Raw genomic sequence first — 11,371 nt, 5'->3', positions numbered from 1 at the left:
GTCAGCGAACGGATGTGGTCTCGGGTGTCGACCGTGGCAGCGTCTCGCCCCGGAAGAAGGCCGGCCGCAGGATGCGCATCACGATCATCAGCACCGCGCCGAGGAGCAGTAGGCCGAACCCGATGTAGAAGATCAGTCCGACGCCGAACAGCGATGCGCCGCTGCCATTCTCGGGGTCGAAGCTCTCACCGACGGAGATCACGAACACAATCAGCAGCGCCGTGCCGCCCAAGAGCGGGCACAGGAACTTGTAGATGATGTTGTGCGCGTTGGCGAACAACTGGTGACGGAAGTACCACACGCACGCGAAGGCAGTGATCCCGTAGTACCAGCAGATCATGATGCCGAGCGCCGCGATCGTGTCGGTCAGGGTTCGCTCGGACAGCAGTGTGACGGCCGTGTAGAAGACGGCGGTGACGACACCGGCCACGGCCGCACCGTAGGCCGGCGACAGAAACCGCGGACTGATCTCGGCGAACTTGGCCGGGAAGGCGCGATAGGAACCCATGGACAGCATCGTGCGGGCGACGGGCAGGAATGTCGTCTGCAGACTTGCCAACGAAGACACCAGGATCGCGAGGAACAGCAGGATGCCGCCCCACCGGCCCATGACAGGCTCGGCGAGAGCGCCGAACACGTTGTCGGCGTTGTCCGGGTTGCCCAACCCCAGACCCTCCTCGCCGACACCGGCGTACATCATCGTCGCCAGGGCGACCAGCAGGTAGGTGCCGAGGATGGTGAGCACGCACAGCAGACCCGCACGACCCGGGGTGCGCTCGGGGTCCTTGCTCTCCTCACCGAGGGTCAGGCAGGTGTCCCAGCCCCAGAACGCGAATATCGATCCGGTCAGGCCGACGGCGAACGCGGTGATGGTCAATCCGGTGAAGGGGTTGAACCAGTCGATGTCGAAGGTCAGACCGCCGGGGGCGCTGCCGTTGCCGACCTTGACGAACGCGATCACCGAGAACACCACCAGGACGATCATCTGGAAGCCGACGAGGTAGTACTGGATGCGTTCGCTGGTGGTGATCCCGCGCATCGAGATGTAGGTGGCGGCCGCCAGCAACGCGAGCGTGGTGAGGATGTTGACCAGCTTGTTGCTGGTGCCGAGATCGGCCAGAGTCGGGTGATCGAAGATGCGGGCCAGCAGGAGGTAGAAGAACTGCACCCCGACGGCGGCGAGGTTGGAGAGCACGATGATGGTCGCGATCACCATGCCCCAACCGCACATCCATCCCACGTACGGACCAAATGCCTTGGTGGACCACGTGAACGACGCGCCCGCATCGGTGGTGTCGGAGTTGAGCTCGCGATAGGCATAAGCGGTCAGGAACATCGGGATGAACCCGGCGATGAAGATGGCCGGCATCTTCAACCCGACCGCTGCGACGATCAGGCCGATGCTTGCAGTCAGGGTGTAGCCGGGGGCGACGGTCGATACGCCGAGAACGGCGCCGGAGAAGACGCCGATCCGATTGGCGGCCAGACCCTTTGACGACGTCTCGGTCAGTTCTGGCTCGGTGGGTGAGGTGGCCATGGCACGCTCCAGTCGTGGGTCAGGCGGTGAGTGCGGTGTACTTGGTGTTCAGATATTCCTCGATGCCCTCGGCCCCGCCTTCGCTGCCGAGGCCCGACTGCTTGATTCCGCCGAAAGGTGCGGCGGGATCCGAGATGATCCCCCGATTGACGCCGACCATGCCGGCCTCGAGAGCTGAGGCGACGCGGGCGGCGCGGTCCAGGTCGCGTGTGTAAAAGTATGCTGCCAAGCCGAATTCGGTGTTGTTGGCGGCGGCGATCGCCTCCTCTTCGGTGTCGAACCCGGTGATTGCGGCGACCGGGCCGAAGATCTCGGCACTCGAGATCTCGGCGTCTGCGCCGACCTCGTCGATGACCGTCGGTGCGTAGAAGTGTCCGGGTCCGGAGATCACCGATCCGCCGGTTCGGATGCGCGCGCCGGCGCTGATCGTACGGTCGACGAGATCGGCGATCCGATCGCGTTGTCGCGCATTGATGATGGGGCCCAGATCGACATCCGCCTCGGCTCCGGCCCCTACCCGCATCGATGCGACGCGTTCGGTCAGTGCCGCGGTGAAGGCGTCGCGGACGGCGTTGTGGACGAGGAACCGGTTGGCCGCTGTGCACGCCTGCCCACCGTTGCGCATCTTGGCTGCCATCGCCCCCTCGACGGCGGCGTCGAGGTCGGCGTCGTCGAAGACGATGAAGGGTGCGTTTCCGCCCAGTTCCATCGATGTGCGCAGAACGTTCTCGCCGGACTGCGCGATGAGTGCCCGGCCGACCGGGGTGGAACCGGTGAACGACAGCTTCCGCAGGCGCGCGTCGCTCATCAGCGCTCCGACGACTGACGGCGCGTTCATGGTGGGGATGACCGACAGCACGCCGTCGGGGAGTCCGGCGTCGCGCAGGACCGAGGCGAGCAGCAGCATGGTGAGCGGGGTGTCCTCGGCCGGTTTGACGATCACCGTGCAGCCGGCGGCGAGCGCCGGACCGATCTTGCGGGTCCCCATCGCGAGCGGAAAGTTCCACGGTGTCACCGCAAGACATGGACCGACCGGTTCCTTGCTGACCAGGATCCGGCCGTTGCCCGACGGTGCGGTGGTGGTGCGTCCGCCGACACGCACCGCCTCTTCGGCGAACCAGCGCAGGAACTCCGCGCCGTAGGCGACCTCGCCCCGGCTCTCGGCGAGTGTCTTGCCCATCTCGGCCGTCATCAGCGTCGCGAAGTCGTCGGCCTGCGCCGTCACGAGTTCCCATGCGCGCCGGAGGATCTCCGAGCGTTGCCGGGGTGGGGTTGCCGCCCACTCCCGTTGGCATTGCGCTGCCGCCGACAACGCGTCGAGGCCGTCGTCGACCCCCGCATCGGCGACGCGTGTCAGGACCGATCCGATGGCCGGATCGTGGACCGCGAAAGTGGCGCCGGTCCTCGCCTCGCGTGCCTGGCCGCCGATCCACAGCCCGGTGGGCACGCGGGTCAGCACTGCCTCGACGTCGGCCCGCTGCGCGAGCGCAGTCATCGGGCCGATCCGAGCGTGAGGATGGCGTCGCACAGCACGTCGAGGCCGTCGGCGAGCGCGGCGTCGTCGATCACCAGGGGCGGGAGCAGCCGGATCACGTTGCCCGCGGTGCCGCAGGTGAGCACGATGACACCCTGTTCGAGCGCGCGTGCGGCGACGGCGCCGGTCAACTCTGGATTGGGTCGTGTTGTACCGGGTTTGACCAACTCAACCGCCATCATCGCCCCTCGCCCACGAATGTCGCCGACGACGTCGGTGCGTTCGGCGAGCTCCCGCAGCCGCGACTCGATGATGGTCCCGATGTTTCGTGCCCGCGCGGGCAGGTCGAGTTCCCGCATCGTGTCGAATGCGGCGAGCGCGGCCGCGCAGGCGACCGGGTTGCCGCCGTAGGTGCCGCCGAGTCCGCCGGGATGCACGCGGTCGAGCAGGTCGGCGCGGCCGGTGATCGCCGACAGCGGCATGCCGCCGGCGATGCCCTTGGCCATGGTGATGATGTCGGGCACGATGCCCTCGTCGTCGCACGCGAACCACGAGCCGGTCCGCGCGAATCCGGTCTGTACCTCGTCGGCGATGAACACGACGTCGTTGGTGCGCGCCCACTCTCGCAGCGTCGGCAGGAATCCCGTTGCGGGGACGATGAATCCGCCCTCACCCTGGATGGGTTCGATGATGATCGCGGCCACCTGGTCGGCGCCGATCTGGGCCTCGATGGCGGCGATGGCGCGCGCGGCGGCCTGCTCACCGGTGAAACCGTCGGGATCGCGGTACGGATACGACATGGGCATCCGGTACACCTCGGGCGCGAACGGGCCGAAATGCGCCTTGTAGGGCATGTTCTTGGCGGTCAGCGCCATGGTGAGGTTGGTGCGGCCGTGGTAGGCGTTGTCGAATGCGACGACCGCATCTCGTCCGGTCGCCAGGCGGGCGACCTTGACGGCGTTCTCCACCGCCTCGGCACCGGAATTGAAGAGGACGCTGCGCTTTTCGTGGTCGCCTGGCGTCAGGTCGGCGAGCGCCTCGGCCACCTCGATGTAGTTCTCGTACGGTGTCACCATGAAGCAGGTGTGCGTGAAGTGTTCCACCTGCGCAGCCACCGCGGCACGCACCCGGGGATCGGAGGCACCGACGCTGGTCACCGCGATACCCGCACCGAGGTCGAGCAGCGAGTTGCCGTCGAGGTCGACGACGAACCCGCCGTCGGCGTCGGCGGCATACACGGGCACCGCCGACTTCACGCCCGCGGCCACACAACCGGCACGGCGCTGCGCGAGCGCCCGAGACCGCGGGCCGGGCAGTTCGGTGACCAGACTGCGCTTCTGCGGCAGACGGTAGGTTACTTCGGACACTGGTCCTCCAAGAAGCAGTCGGGACAGAGGGTTTCATCGGCAGCGGACACCGCCGCGCCGGGTCAGCGCTCGCCGCGCGGCACCACGATCATCGGTACCTGCAGGACGCGCATCATCTTGGCCGCAGTCGATCCGAGGAACAGCCGACGCGGCTGTGCCAAGCGACTCGATCCGACCATGATCAGGTCGCCGTCGTGCCAGTCGAGTTTGTGCACCGCGTCCTCGATGTGACGTCCCTCGACCACCTCTGCGCTCACCGGTATCTCAGCGGGCAGGCGTGATCGGGCGTCGTCGACCAGGCTGCGCGCGTGTGCCCGCGCCGCCTCGAGCGAGCTCTCGTCGTCGCGCACAGCGCCGCTCACCGGCTCCACGGCCACCAGGGAGATCAGCCGTAGACCCACCTTGGCGGCAGCACAGAATCGGGTGGCCGTGTCGAGGAGTTCGTCGGCGCCGGGGCGATCGCCGATGGCGCAGGTGACTTCACGGATACGGGAGATGCCCGCCCGGTAGGCGCCCCGCGGTGCGACGACCAGCGGCAGCGGCGACGAGTGCAGCAGACCGTTGACGACGGTGCCGAGGGAGTGTGTTCCGATGAGGCCGCCGCCTCCACCGCCGACGACGATCGCGGACGCCCCGATCCGCTCGGCGATCTCGATGATTCCGGCGCCCGACGATTCGGCGAACGCGACATGTGTCGTGACCGTGACGTCATCGTCAACCTGGGCGGCGGCGTCGGCCAGCCAGCGGCTCGCACGGTCGGACAGGACGGCCTCGAAGTCGCCGGGCGGGGCCGGGGCCACCCGGTCGGGCGGTAGCACCATGGCGATGTCGAGTTCGGCGCCGAAGCTGCGGGCCAGGCGCGCGCCGAGGGCCAGGGCGTCAGCGCCTCCGGGAGTGGCCAGGTAGGCGACGAGCAGCCTCATGCGTGGCCCCCGGTGGAGTCGTGGTGGCACGCGGCAGGCGGTGTCGGGGCGACGTCGAGCGACGGGTTGCGGTCGAAGAATCCGACCGGCTTGAGCCAGAAACTCACCGTGTCCGACGGCATGATCGGCCAGTCCTCGGGCCGGGTGATGTGATGGATTCCGAAGACGTACCAGAGGACCACGTCGGTGTTGTCGATCGACCGGTCGGCGGACGTCCACTCCGGCAGTCCGAGGCCGCCGGCGCTCTGGTTGACGAATTCCCCTGCCGGCCAACGCTCATCGGGAGAGTTGGGGGTCGCCCACAGCGTGTGCTCGATGGCCCGGCAGCGGTCGAGGATGGGTGAGTCGGGGTCGAACATGGGTGGGAATGCGGCCCCGGGCACCAACTTGTAGGACGGATGCGTGCCCAGACCGTTGGTTGTGTTCTCGTTCACCACCTTCCACGCCCGCTGGGTCTGGAAGTTCATGTCCTGCTTGGCTTCCTGCTCGGTGCGCAACGGTGTGTTGACCTGGCGCAGCGAGAGGCCGTACGGATTGTCCGGGCCGGTGGGCACCACCTGGGTCTCGGTGGTGTAGACGGTGTTCTGCGTTCCGTCCACGTCGAGATCGAGTCGGGCGATCAGGAAGTGTTGATGGAACGGCGCATAGGTGCCGTTGTCGACGACCGTGCCGTGCTCGGGGGTTTGTCCGGGGGCCAGTGTGCTGACGACCATGATGCCCGTCGCGCGCACCTCGCATTCGATGTTGCCGTCCTGATAGAACCGCCAGTAGACGAGGTACTCATAGTTGGCGACGGTGACGTGGCACGACACGGTGAGGCGACGCATGCGCCGCACCTCGGCCCCGTCGTGGTCGACGTGCTTCCACAGGACGGCGTTGTCCTCCTCGTGGATGCAGATGGCGTTGGTGATGACGTAGGGCTCGCCCTTGCTGTCGTGCAGGACCGCGTCGAGGTACCGGATCTCGCCGAGACAGTCGCACCCGAGTTCCAGCGACGTGGTCATGAACCCCAGACCCCATTCGCCGATGTCGAATGCGGTTCTGCGGTAATGATCCACGCAGTGATCGCGGTAGGGGACCATCATCTCCGCGAACGACAAGCGGTGCGCGATGGGCCGTCGCCTGCCGTTGTCGTTGTAGCTGATCGCGTGCAGGGTCATGCCTTCGCGATGGTTGAATCCCACACGCAGGGACCAGTTCTGCCAGTCGAGCCGATGGCCGGTGAGAGTGAACGACGGACCGTCGGGTTGAGTGATGTCCAACGCGCGCAACGGTTCACGAGTGCTCGCGGATCGGATCTCTTCGGGGACGTGAGCGGGGACGTACTCGCCCATGATCTCGGGGTTGTCCAGGGTGAAGGTGTCCTCGATCTCCAGCAGCTCCATCGAGTTCAGGTCGATGATGCAGTGGAAGCCGTTGACCGGCCCCGCGTAGGGATTCATGCCCGGTCCCTTGCGAACCCAGCTGTCCGACCATCCGATCCGCCTGCCCCGGTAGCGCTCCGGGATCAGGACGGCGCCGTAGGTCCAGGTGTCCATGAACACCAGGCTCATGTCGGTGATCCCCCGCCGCGCGAGCGCCGCGATCACATCGGGGTGCGACCGCAGTGCTGCATCGGCCTCCTCCCACTCGTCGACAGTGAAATTCGCCTGTACCCCGGGGATGTGCTCCCAGGTGGTGACCGTGGAATCGGTCAGGGACACCAGGGCCTTGTAGGTCTTGTTGCTCGCGCGCTCGAAACACACGACGTGCGCTGCACGCTCGGGCACGGTCGCGTCGGCGTCGTACCGGGCGAGTGCGGCCTTGTCGGGTTCGGCCATCTCGATACTCGCGTAACGCCATTCGGGGGCCGCCACGCCGTGCGCGGTTCCCAGGATGTCCACCACGGCGGTGAACTCGTCGCGCGTCAGTGGATCGAGCGGGTGAAAATCCTGCGGGTGAAAATCCCTGTCGGTCACTGCGATCCTCTCAGTCGTGGGCGCTCATGACGTGCTTGATACGGGTGTAGTCCTCGACCCCGTATGCAGAGAGGTCCTTGCCGTATCCGGAGTGCTTGAATCCTCCGTGCGGCATCTCGGCGACCAGCGGGATATGGCAGTTCACCCACACCGCACCGGCATCGATGCGCGCCGAAACACGTTGCACCAGTCCATGATCGGATGCCCAGATGCTCGACGCGAGGCCGTAGTCGACACCGTTGGCCATGGCGATCGCGTCGTCGGTGTCGTCGAAGCGCTGCACGGTGATGACCGGTCCGAACACCTCGTTCTGCACGATGTCGTCGTCCTGGCGGACGTCGGTGATCACCGTCGGTTCGAAGTAGAACCCCTTGTCGCCGTGCCGGTTGCCGCCGGTCACGATCGTCGCGTGGTCGGGCAGCGCGGCGATCTTCTGGTTGACCGCGGTGAAGTGCCGAATGTTGTTGAGGGGACCGTAGAATGCGTCCTCGTCGTCGACTCCGCCGGGCCGGAGTTTCTGGGCCTGGGCCACCAGGCCGTCGAGGAACTCGTCATACACCGACGCGTGCACGATGGCGCGGGTCGCTGCGGTGCAGTCCTGGCCGGCATTGAAGAATGCCGCCTCGGCGATGCCGCTGGCCGCCTTGTCGATGTCGGCGTCGCCGAACACGATCGCCGGTGCCTTGCCACCGAGTTCGAGATGAGCGCGTTTGACGTCGGCCGCTGCGGCCGCCGCCACCGCGATGCCCGCGCGTACCGATCCGGTGATCGACACCAGACCGAGGCGTCGGTCGGACACCAGCGCGGCGCCGGTCTCCCCGGTGCCGAGGACCACGTTCAGCACACCGTCGGGCAGGATGCCCCGGGTGAGTTCCGCCAGGGTGAGCGTGCTCTCCGGTGTGGTGTCGCTGGGCTTGAGGACGATGGTGTTGCCCGCCGCCAGCGCCGGGCCGATCTTCCACAGGGCCATCATGAACGGGTAGTTCCACGGCGTGACCTGGCCGACCACCCCGATCGGTTCGCGCCGCACGTAGGACGTGAAGCCCTCCATGTACTCGCCCGCCGACCGGCCTTCCAGCAGGCGGGCGGCACCGGCGAAGAAGCGCATCTGATCGGCGCCGACGAGAACTTCCTCGGATCGCACGAGGGAACGCAACTGACCTGTGTTGCGGACCTGAGCATCGACGATCTCGTCGGCCTTCTTCTCGATCTGGTCCGCGATCGCGAGTAGCGCGGACTGCCGTTCTCGTGGCGTCGTCCGGCCCCACGAGGCGAAAGCGCTCGCCGCGGCATCGACGGCACCGCTCACTTCCGCCGCCGTCGACACCGGCGCGACGGCCACCAGCGACTCGTCGGCCGGGTTGATCACGTCCAGGGATTCGGTGGACGTGGAGGCGACAAATGCGCCGTTGACGAAATTCTGGAGCCGCTCGGTCATGTCGGACCTCTCTGATGGCGGGGTGGTAGAGACAGACTGCACAAGGTGCGGGGCCGCTGCATCTGCCAAAATGGCGTAACTGAATGTGATCTGTGCGACAGATTGGAGTGCATGGTGGGCCTCGCCGTCCGTTGGCTCATCGGTCGGGAAGACCTGAGCCTACGACTGCGGGCCGGGTCGGTGGGGGCGATTGCCCAGGTCACCTTCGCGGTGACCACCGAACTGCCCCACCCCGGCCGCTGGCTGTCCGGAGGCGAGGTCGTCCTCACGACGGGGATGGGCCTGCCCGCCGATCCGGCCGGGCGGCGAGCCTACGTGCGCGAGCTCGTCGACAGTGACATCGCGGCGCTGGGATTCGGGGTCGGTCTGTCCTTCACCGACATTCCCGCAGAGCTTCTCGACGAGGCTGACACCTGCGGTCTTGCCGTGTTCGAGGTTCCGTTCGCAACGCCGTTCGCGGCGGTCGTGAAAGCGGTGATGGAACGGCTCGCCGAGCAGCAGTACGAGCAGATGCTCGCCGCGTCGCGGGCCCAGCCTCGGATGACGCGGGCCGCCGCGAACGGTGGGGTGCAGGCGATCGTGCACGAGTTGTCGCGGGCGAGCGGCGGGCCGGTCACCGTGGTGGATCCGCAGGCGCGGATCGTGGCGCACGGTCACACACCTCCGTCGGACAACGTGATGGCGATGATCGCGTCGCTCGTCGCCGAGTCCCCGCACGGCGATGCCATCGCCGACAGCAGCGTGATCCCGGTCGAGGCGTGCACAGTGGTCGTGCAGACGATCCGGTTGGGCAGGCACATCCACGGCTACCTCGTCGTCGAACTGCCCGGCGATCCACGGGCGCTCGACCAGGTCTTGATCGGACACGCGAACTCGCTGCTGGCGCTGGACTTCCACAAGCCACGACGACTCCGTGCCGAGCAGGCCCGGGTCAACACGACGGCGATGCGCATCCTGCTCGCCGGCGAATACGATGAGTCCGCTGCCCGCTCGGTGCTGCTCGCCGCGGCCGATTCCCAGGAGCAGGTCCGCGTCGTCGCAGTACGCGGAAGCCACGACCGCGCGGCGGTCGGTGAGGCCGTCGACGATCGGCTCGGCGGTGCCGGACGGGCGATGTTCCACACCGTCGGGTCCGACGACCTCCTCGTCGTCGTGCGCGGCAGCGACGACATCGAGTTCGTCTCCGAACTCTTCGTCGACCTGCCGACCGATGTGCGCGATCACCTGCGGATCGGGGTGAGCGCTGCGCGCGATGCGGGCGACCTGCGTGCTGCCGCGGACCAGGCGCGGATGGCAGCGGTGGTGGCGCCTGTCGGGGGTGAACCAGAGGACGCGCTGCGCGCGGTGGGCCGGACGCTGCTCTGCGCACCCGATGTGCGACGGGTCCTCGACACTCTCGCGGGGGTGCTCGTCGACCCGATCGTCGACTACGACACCAAGCACGGCACCGACCTCTTGGCGTCGTTACGCGCCTTTCTGGAGGCCAACGGGCAATGGGAGCACGCGGCGGCCGCGTTGGGCGTTCATCGGCACACGTTGCGGAGCCGGTTGCTCAAGATCCGTGACATCGTGGACTGCGACCTCGACTCCGCCCGGGTGAGGGCGGAGTTGCTGCTGGCCATCACGGCGAGGTCCGGAACAGACGGGGAAACGCAATGGCAGACGTGACATGGACATTCTCCTCGACCGGCGGGTCGATTGTCGTGCACACCGGTGTCAGTGGCCGGGCAGCGCGGACCGGTCACCGGCTGACGATCGAGATGGCCGAGTGGTCGGGATCGGCGACAACGCGCGATGGCCTGCCGGTCAGCGCCCAGGCGTCCATCGTCGTCGATTCACTCAGGGTGCGTTCGGGAGAAGGCGGGCTGACACCGCTGACCGGAGCGGAGAAGTCGGTGGCTCGTGGCAATGCGCTGAAATCCCTTCAGCACGACAAGTTTCCGGAGATCCGCTACCAGGCTGAGTCGTTTGAAGCGGCGCCGGACGGCTTTCGAGCACACGGAACTCTGACGATCCACGGGCGTGGACGTCCGCATGATCTCGATGTCCGCGTCGCCGATCACGGCGATGCGCGGGTCCTGATCGCCGAGAGCATGGTCAACCAGAAGGATTTCGGTATCAAGCCCTACTCGCTCATGATGGGCGCCTTGAAGGTTGCCGACGAGGTGCGGGTGGAGATCGAGATCGTTGTCGAGAAATAGGCCCCGCAACGATTCACCGAGAATCCACGTCCGCGGCCATGAAGGCTGCCGCATCCCTCCCCAGGCTCAACACCGGTTGTCGCGGTGCCGGCGCGTGGAAGCTCTCATCCGCATGGGTGGCCACGTTCTTCCCGCCTCCAGGATCGTCGGCGTGGCGTCCCACTGAATCTAGGGGAGGAAGTTTCTTCCCCGAGGTTCGGAGTCGTCCCTCAGAAAATTGGCGGGGACGACACCAAGGGTAGGGGACGAGTTTCTTCCCCTATTCTTCGGACGGACCCGCTCTTCGCGCCTCCACGATCGCAGACGGGGGCAAGCTGACTCCTTCTTGCGCAACAGATATTGAGTAATCCGGACACGGCAGGCAACGCGCTGTGCTGGAGCGGAGGGATCGTGCCGCGTATGTCGCATTGCGACGCGCTGTTCATCTGGTGTGCACCGGTGCAGCCCCGGTCGTTGACCCAACCAACCGGTTC

The 11,371-nt window shown here is 66.9% G+C and carries 8 protein-coding genes; 2 read left to right on the top strand and 6 right to left on the bottom strand.

The window, feature by feature from the left end; genetic code table 11:
- Nucleotide 1: 1 nt before the first annotated feature.
- The 6 genes from MKW15_RS00890 to MKW15_RS00865 all read right to left on the bottom strand — a co-directional run bounded on the left by MKW15_RS00890 (nt 2) and on the right by MKW15_RS00865 (nt 8,697).
- Nucleotides 2-1,537: an APC family permease gene (locus MKW15_RS00890; protein ID WP_240855194.1), complete on the bottom strand. Its 1,536-nt coding sequence runs from the start codon at nt 1,535-1,537 to the stop codon at nt 2-4.
- 19 nt (nt 1,538-1,556) lie between these two features.
- Entirely contained in the window at nt 1,557-3,032 is a 1,476-nt protein-coding gene (locus tag MKW15_RS00885) for an NAD-dependent succinate-semialdehyde dehydrogenase (protein WP_240855193.1), read from the bottom strand.
- Nucleotides 3,029-4,378 carry a 4-aminobutyrate--2-oxoglutarate transaminase gene (gabT, locus tag MKW15_RS00880; protein WP_240855192.1) on the bottom strand — a complete coding sequence of 450 codons (1,350 nt, stop codon included), beginning with the start codon at nt 4,376-4,378 and terminating at the stop codon, nt 3,029-3,031. The genes MKW15_RS00885 and gabT overlap by 4 nt, the downstream gene beginning before the upstream one ends.
- Nucleotides 4,379-4,440: 62 nt before the next feature.
- Nucleotides 4,441-5,301, bottom strand: coding sequence for a universal stress protein (locus MKW15_RS00875; protein ID WP_240855190.1), 861 nt, complete (start codon nt 5,299-5,301; stop codon nt 4,441-4,443).
- Nucleotides 5,298-7,259, bottom strand: a complete 1,962-nt coding sequence (locus MKW15_RS00870; protein WP_240855188.1) for a primary-amine oxidase — start codon at nt 7,257-7,259, stop codon at nt 5,298-5,300. Before MKW15_RS00870 ends, MKW15_RS00875 begins: the two co-directional genes overlap by 4 nt.
- Nucleotides 7,260-7,269: 10 nt before the next feature.
- Nucleotides 7,270-8,697, bottom strand: a complete 1,428-nt coding sequence (locus tag MKW15_RS00865) for an aminobutyraldehyde dehydrogenase (protein WP_240855187.1) — start codon at nt 8,695-8,697, stop codon at nt 7,270-7,272.
- A 111-nt stretch (nt 8,698-8,808) separates the two neighbouring features.
- On the opposite strand from MKW15_RS00865, the gene MKW15_RS00860 reads away from it, so the two are divergent.
- Both MKW15_RS00860 and MKW15_RS00855 read left to right on the top strand, forming a co-directional pair.
- Nucleotides 8,809-10,365, top strand: a complete 1,557-nt coding sequence (locus MKW15_RS00860; protein WP_240855185.1) for a PucR family transcriptional regulator — start codon at nt 8,809-8,811, stop codon at nt 10,363-10,365.
- The gene (locus tag MKW15_RS00855; RefSeq protein WP_240855184.1) at nt 10,353-10,898 is read left to right on the top strand and encodes a YceI family protein; all 546 of its coding nucleotides are present in this window, start codon (nt 10,353-10,355) and stop codon (nt 10,896-10,898) included. The genes MKW15_RS00860 and MKW15_RS00855 overlap by 13 nt, the downstream gene beginning before the upstream one ends.
- Nucleotides 10,899-11,371: the final 473 nt, after the last annotated feature.

Source organism: Gordonia gummivorans, assembly GCF_022513585.1.
Classification (GTDB): Bacteria; Actinomycetota; Actinomycetes; order Mycobacteriales; family Mycobacteriaceae; genus Gordonia.
The sequence above is the reverse complement of the archived record's forward strand: the minus strand, read 5'-3'. Positions and strand labels throughout refer to the sequence as shown.